This window comes from Pedobacter sp. UYP30, from assembly GCF_040547165.1.
GTDB lineage: Bacteria > Bacteroidota > Bacteroidia > Sphingobacteriales > Sphingobacteriaceae > Pedobacter.
Map to the genome: position 1 here is coordinate 260,629 of NZ_JBEPPD010000004.1, position 18,676 is coordinate 279,304.

15 protein-coding genes are annotated in these 18,676 nt (G+C 38.9%); 7 read left to right on the forward strand and 8 right to left on the reverse strand.

What is annotated here, in order from left to right; genetic code table 11:
- Positions 1–22: 22 nt before the first annotated feature.
- From ABIB40_RS07170 to lipA, 3 genes are all read right to left on the reverse strand, one after another.
- Positions 23–871: an anti-sigma factor gene (locus tag ABIB40_RS07170; RefSeq protein WP_354357458.1), complete on the reverse strand. Its 849-nt coding sequence runs from the start codon at positions 869–871 to the stop codon at positions 23–25.
- 2 nt (positions 872–873) lie between these two features.
- Positions 874–1,425, reverse strand: a complete 552-nt coding sequence (locus ABIB40_RS07175; RefSeq protein WP_354357460.1) for an RNA polymerase sigma factor — start codon at positions 1,423–1,425, stop codon at positions 874–876.
- Between the two features lie 135 nt (positions 1,426–1,560).
- Entirely contained in the window at positions 1,561–2,454 is an 894-nt protein-coding gene (gene lipA, locus ABIB40_RS07180) for a lipoyl synthase (protein WP_354357462.1), read from the reverse strand.
- A gap of 140 nt (positions 2,455–2,594) precedes the next feature.
- On the opposite strand from lipA, the gene ABIB40_RS07185 reads away from it, so the two are divergent.
- The 3 genes from ABIB40_RS07185 to ABIB40_RS07195 all read left to right on the forward strand — a co-directional run bounded on the left by ABIB40_RS07185 (position 2,595) and on the right by ABIB40_RS07195 (position 6,355).
- The gene (locus ABIB40_RS07185; RefSeq protein WP_354357464.1) at positions 2,595–2,999 is read left to right on the forward strand and encodes an OsmC family protein; all 405 of its coding nucleotides are present in this window, start codon (positions 2,595–2,597) and stop codon (positions 2,997–2,999) included.
- A gap of 180 nt (positions 3,000–3,179) precedes the next feature.
- Positions 3,180–4,544, forward strand: a complete 1,365-nt coding sequence (locus tag ABIB40_RS07190) for a sulfatase family protein (protein ID WP_354357466.1) — start codon at positions 3,180–3,182, stop codon at positions 4,542–4,544.
- 263 nt (positions 4,545–4,807) lie between these two features.
- On the forward strand, positions 4,808–6,355 hold the full coding sequence (locus tag ABIB40_RS07195) for a malate:quinone oxidoreductase (protein WP_354357468.1): 1,548 nt from the start codon (positions 4,808–4,810) through the stop codon (positions 6,353–6,355).
- Positions 6,356–7,171: 816 nt separating this feature from the next.
- On the opposite strand, the gene ytxJ is transcribed toward ABIB40_RS07195, so the two are convergent.
- The 5 genes from ytxJ to ABIB40_RS07220 form a co-directional block, all read right to left on the reverse strand.
- Complete coding sequence (ytxJ, locus tag ABIB40_RS07200) at positions 7,172–7,504, reverse strand: bacillithiol system redox-active protein YtxJ (protein WP_354357470.1); 333 nt, start codon at positions 7,502–7,504, stop codon at positions 7,172–7,174.
- A 279-nt stretch (positions 7,505–7,783) separates the two neighbouring features.
- On the reverse strand, positions 7,784–8,275 hold the full coding sequence (ribH, locus tag ABIB40_RS07205; RefSeq protein WP_354357472.1) for a 6,7-dimethyl-8-ribityllumazine synthase: 492 nt from the start codon (positions 8,273–8,275) through the stop codon (positions 7,784–7,786).
- A gap of 992 nt (positions 8,276–9,267) precedes the next feature.
- Positions 9,268–10,293 (reverse strand): IS110 family RNA-guided transposase, encoded by a 1,026-nt coding sequence (locus ABIB40_RS07210; RefSeq protein ID WP_354357474.1) that lies wholly within the window; start codon positions 10,291–10,293, stop codon positions 9,268–9,270.
- A 470-nt stretch (positions 10,294–10,763) separates the two neighbouring features.
- On the reverse strand, positions 10,764–11,438 hold the full coding sequence (locus ABIB40_RS07215; protein ID WP_354357476.1) for a LytR/AlgR family response regulator transcription factor: 675 nt from the start codon (positions 11,436–11,438) through the stop codon (positions 10,764–10,766).
- A gap of 431 nt (positions 11,439–11,869) precedes the next feature.
- Positions 11,870–13,378 (reverse strand): sensor histidine kinase, encoded by a 1,509-nt coding sequence (locus ABIB40_RS07220; protein ID WP_354357478.1) that lies wholly within the window; start codon positions 13,376–13,378, stop codon positions 11,870–11,872.
- A 294-nt stretch (positions 13,379–13,672) separates the two neighbouring features.
- Here ABIB40_RS07220 and ABIB40_RS07225 point away from each other — a divergent pair, with 294 nt between their 5' ends.
- From ABIB40_RS07225 to ABIB40_RS07240, 4 genes are all read left to right on the forward strand, one after another.
- Positions 13,673–14,023 carry a Spx/MgsR family RNA polymerase-binding regulatory protein gene (locus ABIB40_RS07225; protein ID WP_354357480.1) on the forward strand — a complete coding sequence of 117 codons (351 nt, stop codon included), beginning with the start codon at positions 13,673–13,675 and terminating at the stop codon, positions 14,021–14,023.
- Between the two features lie 58 nt (positions 14,024–14,081).
- On the forward strand, positions 14,082–14,825 hold the full coding sequence (locus ABIB40_RS07230) for a hypothetical protein (protein WP_354357482.1): 744 nt from the start codon (positions 14,082–14,084) through the stop codon (positions 14,823–14,825).
- Positions 14,826–14,936: 111 nt separating this feature from the next.
- A complete protein-coding gene (locus ABIB40_RS07235) occupies positions 14,937–17,189 on the forward strand; it encodes a M1 family metallopeptidase (RefSeq protein ID WP_354357484.1) in 2,253 nt (750 codons plus the stop codon).
- Between the two features lie 302 nt (positions 17,190–17,491).
- Positions 17,492–17,710: a VF530 family protein gene (locus ABIB40_RS07240; protein ID WP_354357486.1), complete on the forward strand. Its 219-nt coding sequence runs from the start codon at positions 17,492–17,494 to the stop codon at positions 17,708–17,710.
- The last annotated feature ends 966 nt before the right edge of the window (positions 17,711–18,676 follow it).

Genomic DNA, 18,676 nt, shown 5'->3' on the forward strand with positions numbered 1-18,676 from the left:
TACTAAAATCAAACTGCCACAGCTAAACGCTGCCCATAACAACCATTTTTTCCATCGTTGGAGACGAGCTTCCGCCCATTGGCTCTATGGTTACAGCAAATGCTTGTGCAGTATCTATACCTTCCATTTTAAGGGTAGCTTCTAGAGGTAAATTTTTTCCTCCAAAAACACCTAAGCTCACAGGTTTACCGTTTACCAAAGCCCAAAGTTGGTACTGGTGAGCTTGATCGGTAGTAGGCAAGCTCATGGCAGTATAATTAATCAATACCTCTTTATTTTGCTTGTTCCAATACACGTCCATATTGGCTGAAGGTGTGTTTTTTACGCCTGCCAAACGCACAGTAGCCCATTCTTTGCTAGAACTCATTGCCACAGCCTGACTTAAACCGCCGTTCTTAAATTCCAATTGGCTAACCGTAGCCGCAAATTTTTGGTTATTTAAGTTTAAAGATGCAATCTGTTGGTGGGCATCATTCAATTTGTTATAAGCTACAAATAATGCAGCCACACTTATAACCAATAGCGCAACACAAGCCACCAAAGCAAACCTTAACGTTCTAATGTTTGCATTATTTGGTTTTAGAGGAACAATGATGGGTTCGGCATGGGTTTTTATTTCGTCTGCCTCAACAGTAAAATCCTGTTTTAATCCAAGTTTTTGAAACAGTTTCTTTTCTAAATCTACGGGCGGTTGCACCGCATTTTGAATGGCAAACTTCTCTAAAGATTGTTCTATGGCATCAAGTTCTTTTCTAACCTCCTCATGCAGAGCAGCCATTGTTTCTACTTGCAACATTTCTTCCGGAGATAAATCTCCCAGAACATATTGTTCAAGTGCCCCGGTTTCGATATATATTTTTATATTTTCCACGCTCAATTAAAATTCTTTCTTAGTTCAATAATTGCTAACCTCACTCTTGTTTTAACGGTCCCTAAAGGAAGGTCTAGTTTTTCAGCAGTTTCTACGTGAGTGTAGCCATTGTAGTAAACTAGATTTAAAACAGCCTTTAAGTCTGGTTTTAGATTCTCTACAAGTTGTTTTACGCCAAGTGTATCCGGGTTAAACGTTACCTTGTTGTGATTGTCTATATAACCTACGTTATTTTCAATATCTTGGTTTTTGGAAGAATTTTTAAAATCTTTAGATCTGAGTTTATCAATAGATAAATTTCGCGCAATGTTCATCATCCAAGTAAACAGGCGGCCTTTATTGGCATCATATTGAGCCGATGATTGCCAAATCTTAACAAAGGTTTCCTGTAAAACATCTTCTGCTACTTCAGCATGAATTATAATGCGAGAAATTACTCCATATAGAGAACCAGAATACATGGCGTATATTGTTTTAAGCACCGCGGGATCTCTTTCGTGCAATGCCATCACAAGCTCTGGCTCTGTTGGGTTGGTTTTTTTTAAAGAATTCACTAATTAGGTGTGTAAGGTTAGGGTGTTAGATTTTTTATATAGCTAAGGTTTTTTTAATAACAACAAATTGGGCTTATTGTTTTAAGCTTAATCGATGCTAACAAATCCATCTCACCAATCCTAAATCGGTTAAAGTTAAGAAATTCCGTCGATATGGAAAAGATGTTTTTCGGCATGGTAAGAAGATCGCACTAAGGGGCCACTTTCTACATATTTTAGTCCTTTTTGCAAACCAACTTCTTTATACATGGCAAAAGTATCTGGATGTATCCAATCTACCACCGGGTGGTGGTTTTTTGTTGGCTGTAGATATTGGCCAAGCGTTAGAATATGTACACCATTTTCTACCAGGTCGTCCATGGCCTCAAATATATCTTCTTCTTTTTCTCCCAAACCCAACATAATACCAGTTTTGGTTCTCAGTCCTGCTTTATATATGCGGTTTAAGGCTTCCAAACTGCGGTCGTATTTTGCTTGTATTCTAACCTGTTTTGTCAATGTTTTTACCGTCTCCATATTGTGAGAAACAACTTCTGGTCGTTCTTCCAATACCCTGTATAGATTGTCCCATATCCCTCTAAAATCTGGTATAAGCGTTTCTAGGGTGGTAGAAGGGCTTTCTTTTCTGATTGCTTTAACGGTTTCTGCCCAGATGATTGAGCCGCCATCTTTTAAATCATCTCTATCTACAGAAGTAATAACGCAGTGTTTTACACCCATCAGTTTAACAGAGTTCGCAACACGATTTGGTTCGTCTAAATCTACCGACATGGGTCTTCCGGTTGCAACCGCACAAAAAGAACAACTTCTGGTGCATATATTTCCCAAAATCATAAAAGTTGCCGTGCCTGCGCCCCAGCACTCGCCCATATTGGGGCAATTGCCACTCTCGCAAATGGTGTGTAGCTTGTGTTCATTTACCAAGCTTCTAACTTGCGCGTATTCCTTGCCTACTGGCAATTTAACGCGCAACCAGTTGGGTTTACGTGCTTTTTCGTCGCTCGATGGTACTACCGGTAAATCAATCATAAGGCAAAGTTAAGCATTACTTGCTTAAATTTTTAATCCCAGAGTGTTGCCTCGTTGTAATGTTTTCCTTTAGTAAACTTGATGATTTCGCTTTAAAATAAGCCAAAGAAATTGTAATCTTGTGTCTTAATAAAAAAAATATGGCTACATCTAAAGTTACCTATCAAGGCAATTTGCGCACAACTTCCGTTCATTTAAAATCTGGCAATGAAATAGTTACCGATGCGCCAGTTGATAACAAGGGAAAAGGCGAAGCATTTTCTCCTACCGATTTGTTAGCCACTTCTTTAGCGAATTGCATGTTAACTGTTATTGGTATAACAGCGCAAGAACATGGTTTTAGCATAGATGGAGCCAGCGCCGAAGTGACTAAAATTATGGCAGAAGGCCCAAGACGTGTTTCTGAAATAGTGGTGGATATGACTTTTCCGAAGAATGATTATTCAGATAAAACCAAGAAGATTATAGAGCGTGCAGCCAATACTTGCCCCGTGCACCATAGTTTACATCCAGATATAAAGAAAAGTATTGCTTTTAATTTTTGAGTTCAAAAGGTTGGGCGCGGGGCTATCAATAAGCTTGTTAGTTAGGATTTTTGCTTTAGGCTATTGCAAAATGTATGCGTGCGCCATTTGCTCCTCGCTCTTTAATACGTATCTTGTTAGCACTTAAAATCTCCGGTCTCTATTTTTTAAGATTTTAACAGTTTTAAGGTAGAAAAAAACATGAAAAGACTCGCGATTGCTTCGGTATTGATTTTAATGGCCGTCCATCAACTAAAGGCCCAAGAGCGGCCCAACATCATCTTTATTTTGACCGATGATATGGGTTACAGCGATATCAATTGCTTTGGCGGAAACTTTGTACCTACGCCAAATATAGATCGCATTGCCAAGGCGGGCATTAAATTTACAAAATATTATAGTGCCGCGCCTATCTGTTCGCCTTCTAGGGTGAGCCTGCTAACTGGCATGTATCCTGCAAGGTGGAATTTTACCACTTTTTTAAACAATAAAAAAGCAAATAGGGCTGCAGAACAAGCTGATTTTTTAGATCCAACTGCACCGTCAATCGCAAGAATTTTTAAAAATGCCGGCTATGCCACAGGTCATTTTGGTAAGTGGCACATGGGCGGTGGCCGTGATGTGCATAATGCGCCAGGTTTTGAGCATTATGGCGTTGATGAACACAACAGTACTTATGAAAGCCCAGATCCGGACCCGCTCATCACTGCTACCAATTGGATCTGGTCGCCGAAAGACAGCATAAAAAGATGGGACCGTACACAGTATTTTGTAGATAAAACACTAGGTTTTTTCAAGCGACATAAAGGGCAGCCTTGCTTCGTTAATTTTTGGCCTGACGATGTGCATACGCCTTGGGTTCCGCACACCGACGAAGCTTACACCGGAAAATTCCCAATGAATCCGGAAGAAGAAAAGGCCTTTAAACTAGTTTTAAAAGAGTATGATAAGCAAATTGGTCGGCTTTTAGATGGATTGAAGGCTATGGGATTGGACAAAAACACCATAGTTGTGTTTACGAGCGATAATGGCCCTTTGCCCAGTTTTAGAGGAAGTAGAGCAGCTGGCCTCCGTGGTTCTAAACTGTCGCTTTACGAAGGCGGTACCCGAATGCCTTTTATAATTAGTTGGCCAGAAAAGGTTCCGCAAGGAAAAGTAGATAGCCTGTCTGCATTAAACTCTACCGATATGCTTCCATCTCTTGCAGCGCTTGCCAGGGTAGAACTGCCCAAAAACTATCGTGGCGATGGTGAAGATAAAAGCAAAGTGTTACTTGGTAAACCTAAGTTGCGTGCAAAAGACATGTATTGGGAGTACGGCAGAAACAACACCGCTTTTAACTATCCGAAAGGAAAGGATAGAAGTCCAAATCTTGCCATTAGATCGGGTAAATGGAAATTATTGATGAACTACGATGGAACGGAAGTAGAATTGTATAACCTTGATAATGATAGAAATGAAACCACCAATGTTGCCGCCAGCCAGCCTAAAATCAGTGCGGAATTACAAGCAAAATTGCTTAAATGGAGGAAGGAATTGCCGGAGTTAAAGCCGAAGAATATTTAGAGACTTACTTCAATTCCTAAAAAGGTCTCCTAAGCTCGTTAGATTTTTTAGGAAAATAATAGGCTAGTAACAGACTTATTGTGGTTTTGGACAAAATGAAATTCCGAATTTTTTTAGAAATTCATAAAAATTGAAGTTATGACTCGATTATTTTTTGTTTTTTGATGATGTCTATGCCTAATTCATATATTTTTAGTCGTTTTTAGATAAAACAGGTCTTTTTTTTTGTTTTTTCGCATTTTTTGTTTTTCTGATTAAAAATATTGCAAAATCGTTTTACATTTGCACTTTGTTTAGAACACATGTCGAAAGAAGATAAAAACAATGGTGCGGAGATAGCCGATGTCTTGTTAATTGGTGCGGGAATAATGAGTGCCACGCTAGGTTTAATTTTAAAAGAATTAGAACCTAATCTACACATAGAAATTTACGAACGTTTAGACGTAGCTGCGGCTGAGAGTTCTGATGCATGGAACAATGCAGGTACAGGTCACTCTGCTTTCTGCGAACTTAACTATACGCCAGAAAAGGCAGATGGAACCATCGAAACGCATAAGGCCATTCAAATTGCCGAAAATTTTGAAATATCTAAACAGTTTTGGGCCTATTTGTTAGAAAAAAACCTTTTATCTAATCCAGAAACGTTTATTAATGAAATTCCACACATCAGTTTTGTTTGGGGTGAAAAGAATGTTTCCTTTTTAGAGAAGCGCTATCAGGCACTGCAAAAGTGCAACTTATTCGAAGCAATGCAATTCACTACAAATCCAGATCAGATAGCTGCGTGGATGCCTTTGGTGATGAATGGCCGGCCAGCAGACGAAAAGGTTGCCGCCACGAAGATGGATTTGGGAACAGATGTAAATTTTGGTTCGCTTACCCGAGACATGTTCAACTATTTGAAAGATACCTCAAATGTGTCTTTAAACTTCAATCACGAAGTGCGCAAGCTTAAGAAGAATAGCGATGGGAATTGGGAAGTAAAGGTAAAGAATCGTTCAACAGGAGAAAAGAAAAAACGTACGGCTAAGTTTGTGTTTATTGGGGCTGGTGGCGGCTCTCTGCCTCTGCTAGAAAAAGCTGATATTCCAGAAGGAAATGGATTTGGTGGTTTCCCTGTAAGCGGACAATGGTTGCGGTGTACCAATATAGAGATTATAGCAAAACACCATGCAAAGGTTTATGGAAAAGCAGCTGTTGGTGCACCCCCAATGTCTGTTCCGCATTTAGATACAAGAATGATCAACGGAAAACAAGCGCTGCTCTTTGGGCCTTATGCCGGTTTTTCTACCAAATTTTTAAAAAGTGGTTCGTACCTAGACTTGCCTAAGTCTATCAAGTTAGACAACATTAGGCCGATGCTTTCTGCTGGTATACAGAATTTAGACCTCACAAAATACTTAATCGATCAAGTACGCCAATCTCCAGAAGATAGGCTTGAAGCACTTAAAGAGTATTTGCCCACTGCCGAACTTAAAGATTGGGAATTGGAGTATGCAGGTCAACGCGTGCAGGTAATTAAGCGAAAGCCTAGCGGTGGTGGTATTTTAGAGTTTGGTACCGAGGTAGTTAGTGCTGCCGATGGATCTATTGCTGCACTTTTGGGTGCATCGCCGGGCGCTTCTACCGCAGTTTCCATCATGCTCGATTTGCTAGAAAGATGTTTCCCAGATAAGTTAGAAAGCAATGCGTGGCAACATAAAATTAAAGAAATGCTGCCGACTTATGGAAAGTATCTTGCAGAAGATAATGACTTGTTAAAGGCAACCAGAAGCCGAACTTCTAAAATTTTAAAGATTGAAACAGAATAATTTTGAAGGTATTTACTTGTTTGGAAAATTCACCGGTTGCACTCAGCGGTTGCCTATCGCCTAATAACTTTCTTATTGTTTTTAAACTCGACAATACAATCCCTGCTGAGCGATTGGTGCTTCAACCTTCAACCACCCTTATACCCAATGTCATAAAGTTAAGGAAAAACCTACGAAATGGTGTCATCCTGAGCTTCCCGAATGGTCGGGACAAGTAGTCGAAGGATAACTATTTTTTAGGTTCTTGATTATTGAGGGGGTCTTCGACAAACTACCATTGACGTTATTTATAATCAATTGAATATCAAATAATTATAATATTATTTGATTTCCACTACCCCTTAATTCGGCCTTTCCAAAAAGCACCTCGGCTCTGCCTAACGCTGTGCTAGCCGCACGGGCTTCAAACTTTTTTCTTGATAAAAAAGTTTACAAAAACCGAGCATTTCTGCGAGCTCATGAATGCAAATAAAACAATAAACACTAATGAATAAATCAAGGCTGGCACCCCTTTGGGTAAAAATTCGCCAAGCTGTTCGATATCAATGCTTCGAGGCCTTTTCCCTAGGCTTATTCCCGCGCAAGGCTGCGAATCCTCTTCGTAGCTGCAAAGTGTCCGGTTTCTGCAAGCAGCCTTGGGCGTTTTTTCCTCCAACTGCTGCTAGGCCAATCCCAACGGGCTGGCTATAGCGAGCTTAAACAAAAACGTCATTTATATTGATTTATATGAAATATATTAAACCTCAGAGTGACAGTAATTTGGCTTAACTTTATCATATTGCCCTTCTGCTTTCAACCTTTCTGCCTTCAACCTTCCTAAGCAGCCATTGTTTCTGCAATTTCGTCCGCAGAAATATCGCTATGAGAGGATTCTAGTATACATTTGCCGTTTTTTATAAGCAAAATTTGTGGCGATTGGTGTTGCACCTCAAACATTTCTGCCACTTGATTAGATAAATCGCGATAGGCGATCAAATCTAAAAAATAAAGTGTTGCATCTTGTGGGATAATGTCGCCATCTCTTTCGAAGGTGCGTTTTGCCATCATACTTACAGAGCAGCGCGTGCTGTGTTTAAAAATAACGCTATAGCCAGTTGCACTTTTTATATCAGCTAATTGCTGCTGCGATGTTAATTGTATCCAATTCATGTTGAAAAATAATTTTTTTGAAATAACCTTATAGGTTAAGAAATGTTCTTAATGAATACACGAAAAATCTTGAATTAGTTTCTATGTTTTCTTCCTTGTGGATAAGAACTGTAGGCTGGACAAATTTTCGATGAACAAGACTCTAAAATAATCATGGTAGAGAATATTGCCAATAAGAGTATTACTATTTTTTTCATCGTTAATTACTTGAAAAATTGTTTGATTTTCAGGTTTTTGAATTCCAACTGCACAAGGTACAAATTTTTATCAATTCAAAAACTAAATCGTCGACGAAAATTCGGCCATTTTCAATGCGGTAACTGCAGCTTCGTCTCCCTTGTTTCCATGTTTGCCTCCAGCTCGGTCTTTTGCTTGTTGAAAATCGTTGGTGGTTAAAACTCCAAAAATTACGGGTTTACTGTATTTTATCCCAACATTTGTTACGCCATCTGCAACCGCATTGCAAATAAAATCAAAGTGTTTGGTGTCGCCTTGTATCACGCAGCCCAAACAAATTACTCCGTCTAGCGCTGCTTTTTTACCCAAAAGAATATCGGCAGCACCGCTAAGTTCGAAACTTCCAGGTACTGGATAAGAGAAGATGTTTTCTTCTGCCACGCCGTGTGCCAAAAGCGTATCGAACGCCCCTTGATACAATGCACCCGTAATTTCTGCATTCCATTCAGAAACCACAATACCAAACTTAAAATTCTTTCCGTTTGGAACGCTTGTGTGAGAGAAATCTGATAGGTTTTTTAATTTGCTGGCCATGCCGCAAAGATAATGTTAAGCTTTGATGTAGAAAATACTTTTGTTGAAAAGAAGTAAGTTTTATTGATATGCAAATGCGATCGAAAAAGTTTAGGTATAGACAATAAGGACCTGTGTAAATTTTAAAATTTTTATTTTCTTAGGCGAAAACGCACTCCACTTTATCCAATGCTGTCCTATCCTGACGGGAGTCCTACTTTTTTCTACTATATAACAAATTACAGTTAGTTGATTTTTAAGGAATCGTCCGCAAAGCCATCTATTTTTTTAGATTCGGTCCGACAGCCACATAAACCTGATTTGAAAATAATGTTCTTTAAAATTGAAACCAAATACCATGCCCTTGTAAATCTCCGCAACCTGAACCGGAACGGTTCAAATGTCTATAGCACCAATTCCTTTTTGCAACATACGACCCCGACAGGGTCGCATAATTTTTAATACAATGTCTTCTATAAACATTCAATCGCTTCGGGATTGCAACGGTATTCCAAAATTGCTGTTTTAGAACTCCGTGTTATCCAAATTTCGATATATCTTCTGCTGTAAAAAGAATTACTTTTTGCAAGGTTTCTGAGCGACCTTGCCAACAAATTTATCTATTTTTGAGATTTGGTTCTGCAACCACATAGACTTGAAAAAAATTAGCAAACCGAGCATTTTCTGCGAGCTCATGAATGCCAAAAAGACAATAGACACCGATGAATAAACCGAGCATTTCTGCGAGCTCATGAATGCAAATAAAAAAATAGATTCTGATGAATAAACTCAAGGCTGGCACCTCTTTGGGTAAAAATTCGCCAAGCTGTTTATTATCGATGATTCGAGGCCCTATCCAACCACCCCCCAACCCCCAATGTCATTACCTTAAGAAAAAACCAATAAAATGGTGTCATCCAGAGCATGTCGAAGGACAGCCATTTTATTAGTTTTTTAGATTTATTTAAGGTCTTCGACAGGCTCTGACTGATTGTTATGACTTCTACAAATTTTTAGGCTGCTATTTTATAATTATTTTTATACGGGCTTTGGCTTTTGATAACCGCGGCTACCCTTAATATTATCTTGTTTCTCACGGCATTCAGGATGCACATATTGTGCTTGCCCTCATCCTGTTTTCTGCTGTAGTACATCTTGAATTCCTCCCTGTGTTCTATAACCGATAGAGCGCACATGTGCAGCAATCTCTTGAGTTCCTTGTTTGCCATCCGGTGCACCCTGGTCCTGCCCCTTATACTTATTCCGCTGCTATGTTCGAACGGTGCGACCCCCGCATAACAGGCCAGTTGCTTGCCACTGGGATTGCCCGCAAAGTTGGCCGTACATCCGATCAGATATACTGCCGTTACGTGCCCTATTCCGGGTATGCTCTTCAAGAGCTTGTAGTTCTGTTTGAAGGAAGCGTTCCCGGCTATGATTTTCTTGATCTCCTCCTCGATGTTCCCTATAGATTTCGCTATCCCCTCGATGGCCGACCTTAGCGATCTTTCCAGAATATTCTGATGGGACTTTGAGTTGGTGTTCCTGAGTTCTTTTACCGTGACCCGTATAGCTGTAAGCTGTTTTAGCAGCTTTGTCCTGGCTGATACAAAATCTTTGAGGTTCAGCAATTGTGGGTCTAAGGCCTCTGTGGCCCTTAAGTTGTCTGATTCCCTGAACGCATAGTTGCACAACCGGATACTGTCTATCCTGTCGTTCTTGCCCCGGGCGATGCCAAAGCTCCACTTGATGTGGGCAGCATTGCCGATGTGGAGGGGAAGGTTTTTCTTGGTACAGAAAGACCAGATCAGACGGTGGTAGATACCCGTGTTCTCTATCACTACCAGCGAACATTCATCCATGGATGCACCGTTCTGCCTTAGCCATTTTTCGAACTGCTTCATCCCCTCCGGCGTGTTGCCGAAACGCAAGGTTTCGATCGGCATTCTCATGTGGTTCACTACTGCCATCAGCGAGGCATCGAAGTATGGTTTCGAGACATCGATCCCGATAAAATAAAATGTGGTGTTGCTCATCATATTATTTTTTTAAGTTTGTAACGGTTACCTAATTTTTACCCCATCGATCCTAGTCCTTAATAATGGGTACTGCCCTAATTGTTATCTGGTCACAAAGGGAAAAAACGGTAGCGGATTAAATCAGTCAATAGGCATAAAAACCTTGACAAAGTAAGTAATGTGCCGCTACCGTTTTAGGTAATCTCTAAATAAGTTATTACAAGTAAAAGTAAAAATTTGTTTATCCTTAAATATAGACTAAGACAAATCTAAAGGACAAACGATTTCCTTAAATTAATGACATTGCCCCAACCCCTCCTAAAGAAAGGAGGGGAGCTCAATTTACGATGAATTGCGTCGTTATCTGATTTCTGACATCCGACTTCCGATTTCCCCTGAGCGTTTTTTCCCCCAAACAGTTGCTAGGCCGATCCCACCGAGTTGGCTATAGCGACTTTATTTTATCGAATTTTAACAGGCTATAAGATGAACTAAATTAATTGCAAACCCACATAAGTAGCACCTATCGGGATAATTTTTTCCCCGATCAGGACCTGGTTTCTATCGAATTTATTGATTTTGTTTTTTTGCACAATGAATGCCCGATGGCAGCGAACAAACTGATTTTGAGGCAATAGTGTCGCCAAATCATTAATGGTAATCCTAGAGCTGATCATCGAATCTTGTAATTGAATTAACGTGTAATTTCCCGAAGCTTCGATGTATAAAATATCGTCCAACATCACTTTAATTTGCTCGTATCCGTCTTTTACAAAAATATAAGGTGCTGCGTTTTCCTTTGTTTCACTACGAAAATGATGCAATTCTTGTGCCCTGTTGCAAGCCTTTAAAAACCTGGCTAGAGAGAAAGGTTTTAAAAGATAATCTACGGCATCAAGTTCGAAACCTTGTACCGCATGTTCTGAGTAAGCTGTGGTAAAAATTACCATCGGCGGATTGTTCAGGCTTTTCAGAAAATCTATTCCGGTAATGTCTGGCATCTTAATGTCGAGAAAAATAACATCAATTTTATGTTGTTGAAGATAATTTGCTGCCTCGAACGCATTTACAAAAGTTTCCTCTAAATCTAAAAAAGGAACTTTAGCGGCATGCGATGTTATGATTTCTAAGGCAATGGGTTCGTCATCTATGGCAATGGCAATCATTTGGTTCTGGACTTTGTTAATTCAAAATTAAAGATAATCAACGTTATTTTAGAATTCAGATTTTTGATTTACAAGTTATGGTTGTTCAAGCCTAAATCTCCAACCCCAAAATCATAAATCCTTTCTACAGATTGCCCTGTGTCTCGCAGTAACGAGCGAGGAGTTTCATACTGCTATTAAGACAACGAAAAACAAACAAAATGATGTCATCCTGAGCACGTCGAAGGACAGCCATTTTGTTAGTTTTTAGACTTTTTTTATGGTCTTCGACATGCTCAGCCTGACAAACGATAGGATTGAGGGTTTCCTATGATGGATTTAAAAGATTTATGCTCTCTTTTCGCTTTGATTGTAGAAGGCAATCGCCTGTGCCTTAAAGCCTAAAGCCTAAAACCTCAACCTCAACCTCAACCTCAACCTCAACCTCAACCTCAATCCAATTGCAACGTTAAATGTACAAAGAATTCTTTTGCGCTTTCGCGGATAATCAACTCGTGTTTGCCTAAATAAAGTAAAGACAAGCGCTGCTTTACATTCTCCAACCCAATGCCACTTTTTAGTTTTTCGGGGTCGTTATCTGGTTTAATGTAAATGCTGTTGCTCACATCGAAATAAAGCGTGCTTTCTTTGGTTTGCAGAGTTATTTTTATGTACGAGGGTTGCTGCATACTTATGCCGTGCTTAAATGCATTCTCTATAAAAGGGATGAGCAACATAGGTGTTATATGCAAATTGCTTAGCTGTTCCTCAATTTGGGTTTCTATTTTTATATCTGCTGTGCGAGAGGTGCGAAGCTTTTGTAAATCAATGTAGTTGTTTAAATACTCTACTTCTCTAGCAAGCGAAATTTTGTCTAAGGTATTTTCGTGCAACATAAACCTCATCATGTCGCCTAGTTTCTGTATTCCTTCTCCAGTTCGTTCTGCATTTTCTTGTAGGGCAGTTCCAAATAAAGTGTTAAGCGCATTGAATAAAAAATGTGGATTGATCTGCGATTTTAAGAAGTTTAAGTTGGCATCAGATTTTCCGAGTTCTGTTTTTAAAAACTGAAGTTGCGATTGCTTTTCGAACTTTTGTTTGTAGATGTACCATGAAAGCGGGGTGGTAAAAAATATGAGCGTTAAGCTTGTTATGATAAGAATTATTGCTGCGATATCTTTGCCATTAAATAGAATAAGTGCTAAAACTAGCAGGGCCGCCATAACAACTAGAATATGGATGATGTTTTTCCAAAAATATTTACCAAACTGCTTTGATTGCTTTTTTATTTTTGGAATAGTCTCAAATATAGAATGAAAGGCAAATGCAATATTTAACGGCGGTACAATTGCCCATATTAGAATTAAATCGGTATTAAATCTTAATGAGTTTACTACAAGAAGAACCATTAACGTAATTAGCCAAATTTTTATAGCCATAAAAAAAGCCGCAAGCATTTCTGATCCGTACTTTTTTAAATAGTTAATTTTAGAAAGTAAGGCCAAACCGCGCTCGTTAAAGTAAGCGTAGCCATTAAATAAAAGATAAGTTATTATAATGTAGCCAATTGCATTACCAAAGAAAACATCGTAAGCATCGTCTAAATTGTTATATCTAAGCAACAAGTATGCTTCTGTGTACGTGTTTGCTACCATCCAAACCAGTATTGAAACAAAGGTAATTACAATAGATAGAATAATGTTGAGTGCAACATTCTTGCTGGAAACCATTTGCGGCACGAAGCAAAAGTTAAACAGCAAGAAACTGCTGTACAAAACACTGGCCTTAAATAGCTCGGGGATAAGATAATTGCCGATAATGTTATAGCTTATATGTGCTTCTTTAAAAAAGTAGGAGCGATCTATGTTGGAACCGAGCGTTGAGCAAATGCCAATAACGGCAAGAACGTAAATGGTGGTAGAAATCCAGAATTCTAACTGGTTTATGTTTTTGGTTTCCATAAATGTGTGTTGTTAATGTTGTGCCAAACTATACAGCAATGTTACGAAGCTTTTAAACATTGAGCATTTAAATGTGATGAACGGCCTAAAAGATGTGACGAATGATGCTTTTGACATATAGTCGACGTCAATCTCTCTTCCTTTTTTTGTTATCCTTTGTTTCGCTTAACCTCAATCTTAACCTCAGCCTCAACCTCCCTCGCAAACAATTCCTCGTCTACCTTTGGTGATTTGCCAATTATTTTGCAGTTTAGAGGAAAATCCCAATAAAATATAATTCAAAATTAAAAGCAGATGATACTTTTTGGCATCCCCAATTGCAATACAGTTAAAAAGGCCAAAGACTGGCTCAAAAAAAACAACATCGACTTTCAATTTCACGATTTTAAGAAAAGTGGTATAGATGAGCTTAAACTGAACCAATGGTGCGACGTTTTTGGCTGGGAGAAACTGCTAAATAAAAAAGGAACTACTTTTAAAAAACTATCTTTAGAAGAGCAAGCGGCAATTGATAGCCAAGAGCGTGCAGTTGAGTTTTTAAAATTGAAAACGAGCGCCATAAAACGGCCTATATTAGAAAAAGATGGCGCAGCTGTATTAATTTCCTTCGACAAAGAACAATATGCACAGTTATTTGGTTTGTAGAGACGGATGTTAAACTATGTTAAAGCATTATTTGCCATCGTTAAACCGCTTACATTTGATGATGTATAAAATTGCCCTCTTGTTTCTTTTAATCCTTCCAATAGCTGCCAAAGCGCAAACTGTTACTACAGGTACTGTTTACGATTATTCTAAGAAATATTTGCCTTTACCGGGCGTAGTGGTTAGAAATTTATCTGGTAAGGAAGTTACAATTACCAGCAGTGGTGGTAAATTTACCATTCCGGCCAAAATTGGCGATATATTAGAATTTTCTCTAATAGGATATCATACAGACACGTTGTATTTAACCACCTTGCTTACGAAAGAAATTTATCTGCCTGTGCAGAGCCATTCTTTAAACGATGTAAACATAGTTGGCGCAAAAGTAAACGGCGCGCTTAACAACCTTAGAGATTCGATTGCAGAAAAGCCAAGCTTATTAGGTACGGGTGGCAATTTGAACCACAAGAGAATGAACGACAGAGTTGGCGGACTTTCTTTAAGTTTAGGTTATGGTAAATACAGAAGACAACAGCTTGCTGAACGACGTATTGAAGAAAAAGAGAAATATTTAGACCAGATTACCGAGAATTTCAGTTCCAAAGCTATTTCAGAATTCATTAAGCTTTCAGAAAAGGAAATGGAGGATTTTATGGTTTTATATCGTCCCTCAGTAGAAAAGGTGATGAACGATCAGCCGTTTAACTACTCGCTTTACATAGCCCGATCCATAGGGGCTTGGAAAAAGCTTAGTCCAGCGGAACGTACACTAAAAGATCTGCCAAAGATTCAGCAGAACTGAGCAAAGCTTTTGGTTCTTAAAGTAAAATTTCTCGGTCGGTAACAAAACACTATCAATCTTTCTGTAGGCGCTATAATTTTTTATATTTGTGCAACTTATATGCTAAAAATAATGAAGAAAATAACTAAAAATTTATTTGGTTGGTGTTTTATTTGCTGTCTTGTTAGTTTTACTGCGGGCGCTCAACAAATAGCACCAAAATCAGACTCGAGCAACTATAATCCCGCAAAGGCATTTGGGCCACTTTTTTACACTCAGAACGGTAATGAATTTAGATCGGCAATTGGAGCACCTGGGCCGAAATACTGGCAAAATAGGGTAGATTATAACATCTTTGCAAAATTAGACACGGCTGAGAAATCGGTTACAGCTTCGGTAACCATTACGTATAAAAACAATAGCCCCGATAAATTGCCTTTTTTATGGCTTCAGTTGGATCAAAATACTTTTAAGAAACACTCTAGAGGTGCAGACATTACGCCAGGAAAAAGCAGGTATGGTGCACAGGGCGAAAAATTTGATGGTGGTTATGACATTAAGAACGTTACTGTTTCTCAAAAGAAAGGTGCAGTAAAGTTTACTAAAATTATAGAAGACACTAGAATGCAGATTCGCCTAGATCAGCCCTTGGCTGCAAATGGCGATGTTGTTACCATTAAAATCGACTATTCTTACGTAATTCCGCAAGATGGATCTGACCGCACGAGCAGACTGATGACCAAAAACGGTGAAATTTTTGCGGTTGCACAATGGTTTCCACGGATGTGTGTATATGATGATGTAATTGGTTGGAATACCTTGCCTTATTGGGGAGGTGGCGAATTTTATTGCGAATATGGCGACATCAATTTCGCAATTACCGCACCAGCAGATCAAATTGTAATGGGTTCTGGAACTTTGCTTAACCCGACAGAAGTTTTTACCCCAACAGAATTAAAACGTTGGAATGAGGCAAAAAATAGCGAAGCGACCGTTCATGTTCGTACAGAAGCAGAGGCAAACAGTGGAAATGGAGCTAGGAAAGGTACATTAACTTGGAAGTATAGGATAGACAATGCACGCGATGCAGCTTGGGCGGCGTCGAAAGCTTTTGTGTTAGATGCAGCACGGATAGATTTGCCTAGCGGTAAAAAATCTTTGGCAGTTTCGGCACAGCCTGTAGAAAGTAATGGTGTAGATGGTTATGGTAGGGGAGTAGAGTATGTTAAAGCAACCATAGAGCATTATTCTAAGCAATGGTTCGAATATCCATATCCAATGGCGGTAAATATTGCTACCTCCGTTGGAGGAATGGAATATCCAGGTATTGTTTTTTGTGGCTGGAAAGCCAAAAAAGGATCTGCGTGGGGTGTAATAGATCATGAATTTGGACATACTTGGTTTCCAATGATTGTGGGTTCTAACGAGCGCAAGTATGGTTGGATGGACGAAGGTTTTAACACCTTTATAAACGGAATTGCGTCGCAAAACTTTAACCATGGGGAGTATGAAACTAAGCCTGTAAACATGCATTTTATTGGCAAAAACTATATTGGCAATCCTAGTTATGAAAACATTATGCAAATGCCAGATGCCATGATGGAGAGAAATATTGGGGTAAACCTATATTCTAAACCAGGTTGGGGATTAGATATTTTACGCAATCAGGTGTTGGGCAAAGATAGGTTCGATTATGCTTTTAGACAGTACATCAAAAATTGGGCTTACAAACATCCTACACCGTTTGATTTTTTCCGTACGATGGAGAATGCCGCTGGCGAAGATTTATCTTGGTTTTGGAGAAGTTGGTGGTTAAACAACTGGAAAATGGACCAAGGTATAGAAAGTGTTAAGCCTGTAATGGAAGGTGGCAAATTGGTGGCCTACAACATTAAGATAGATAACAACGAGAAGATGCCAATGCCAATTATTTTAGGAATGACCACAAAAAGTGGCAAGCAAGATTCTTTAAAAATTGCGGTAGATGTTTGGATGAAGAGCGATAATTGGACAATAAGATACCCAACTACAGAAGAGTTAACATCTGTAGTAATAGATCCAAACAACGTACTTCCAGATGCAAATCCAGATAACAACAAATGGACTTCATCTGGTATCACAACTTCTGCTATGGTTCCAGAAAACATAGATCAATACGTTGGGGTGTATGGCAGTAAAACCTTGCCGGTAAAATTAACCGTTACTAACGTTAATAAGGCGCTTCATGTAGCAATACCAAACCAACCAGAATTAACGTTAGACTATGTCGGTAAAGATAAGTTTACGTTTGAAGAAGGCGGATTAGAATTTCAGTTTGATCCTGCAAAGAAAGAACTGACGTTAACTGAGGGCGGACAAACGTATAATTTTACGAAAGACAACTAAGAGAAATTTTTATAAAGCAAATCCCCATTCTTGGTTTGTCCAGGTTTGGGGATTTTTTTTAACCTTTAGTTTAAAATAAAGGTTTGGGCCTTGCGCGTGCGTGGCTTTCCACTGTAATTTTTGAGTTGAAGGAGGCCTAAAAAGATGCCGTTCAATCGTTAATGCGAGAGGAGGTTGTGGATAGAAGGAAGAAAGGTTGAGACTGGGGTTGAGACTAATGCTCCTGAACTCGTTTTAGGATTTTTCCTTTAAGACCCATATTTTTCACACCTTTGCGTAAGAAAATCACAAAGAATTCACTTATGCCAGAAACCCAAAAAAATAACCCGCTACACGGAATTACTTTAGAAAAAATAGTGACAGATTTGAGTCTGCATTTTGGATGGGAAGCACTTGGAGAGAAAATAAGGATAGATTGTTTCAACAACAATCCGAATGTAAAGTCTAGCCTTAAATTTCTACGGCACATGCCTTGGGCTAGAAAAAAGGTAGAGGATTTATATGTAGATACATTTGGGTAAAGCTTGTTAGCGGTTCGTCTCAGTAGTATAAAGTAGTTAGTAGCAAGTATCAAGAAAAAACATTCAAAGTCTAACCAACTACCCTCTAACCACCTTAACCCTCTATATTATAAAGTAGCTAGTATCAAGTATCAAGATGACCGACTCAAAGGCTAACCAACTAACCCTCTCTATAGTATAAAGTAGTTAGTATCAAGTATCAAATGACCGACTTAACGGCTAACCACCTCCATAGTATCAAGTATCAAGTATCAAGTATCAAGATGACCGACTTAACGGCTAACCACCTCCATAGTATCAAGTATCAAGTATCAAGATGACCGACTTAACGGCTAACCAACTAATCCTATCTATAGTATAAAGTAGTTAGTATCAAGTATCAAGAAAACGATTCAAAGTCTAACCAACTACCCTCTAACCACCTAACCAACTCTATAGTATAAAGTAGTTAGTATCAAGTATCAAGATGACCGACTTAACGGCTAACCACCTCCATAGTATCAAGTATCAAGTATCAAGTATCAAGTATCAAGTATCAAGTATCAAGATGACCGACTTAAAGGCTAACCACCTCCATAGTATAAAGTAGCTAGTATCAAGTATCAAGAAAACCGACTTAAAGGCTAACCACCTAACCATCTAACCACCTAACCAACTCTATAGTATAAAGTAGTTAGTATCAAGTATCAAGATAACCGACTTAACGGCTAACCAACTAATCCTATCTATAGTATAAAGTAGCTAGTATCAAGTATCAAGAAAACCGACTCAAAGGCTAACCACCTAACCCTCTCTATAGTATAAAGTAGTTAGTATCAAGTATCAAGATGACCGACTTAACGGCTAACCACCTCCATAGTATCAAGTATCAAGTATCAAGTATCAAGATGACCGACTTAACGGCTAACCAACTGCCCTCTAACCACCTAACCAACTCTATAGTATAAAGTAGTTAGTATCAAGTAT

Bases quoted from the DNA above. Each gene is read 5' to 3' on its own strand.
- ABIB40_RS07220 (WP_354357478.1), bottom strand. From the start codon at position 13,378: ATGGAAACCAAAAACATAAACCAGTTAGAATTCTGGATTTCTACCACC.
- ABIB40_RS07235 (WP_354357484.1), top strand. From the start codon at position 14,937: ATGAAGAAAATAACTAAAAATTTATTTGGTTGGTGTTTTATTTGCTGT.
- lipA (WP_354357462.1), bottom strand. From the start codon at position 2,454: ATGATTGATTTACCGGTAGTACCATCGAGCGACGAAAAAGCACGTAAA.
- ABIB40_RS07190 (WP_354357466.1), top strand. From the start codon at position 3,180: ATGAAAAGACTCGCGATTGCTTCGGTATTGATTTTAATGGCCGTCCAT.
- ABIB40_RS07225 (WP_354357480.1), top strand. From the start codon at position 13,673: ATGATACTTTTTGGCATCCCCAATTGCAATACAGTTAAAAAGGCCAAA.
- ABIB40_RS07210 (WP_354357474.1), bottom strand. From the start codon at position 10,293: ATGATGAGCAACACCACATTTTATTTTATCGGGATCGATGTCTCGAAA.
- ABIB40_RS07230 (WP_354357482.1), top strand. From the start codon at position 14,082: ATGATGTATAAAATTGCCCTCTTGTTTCTTTTAATCCTTCCAATAGCT.
- ABIB40_RS07215 (WP_354357476.1), bottom strand. From the start codon at position 11,438: ATGATTGCCATTGCCATAGATGACGAACCCATTGCCTTAGAAATCATA.
- ribH (WP_354357472.1), bottom strand. From the start codon at position 8,275: ATGGCCAGCAAATTAAAAAACCTATCAGATTTCTCTCACACAAGCGTT.
- ABIB40_RS07185 (WP_354357464.1), top strand. From the start codon at position 2,595: ATGGCTACATCTAAAGTTACCTATCAAGGCAATTTGCGCACAACTTCC.
- ABIB40_RS07240 (WP_354357486.1), top strand. From the start codon at position 17,492: ATGCCAGAAACCCAAAAAAATAACCCGCTACACGGAATTACTTTAGAA.
- ytxJ (WP_354357470.1), bottom strand. From the start codon at position 7,504: ATGAATTGGATACAATTAACATCGCAGCAGCAATTAGCTGATATAAAA.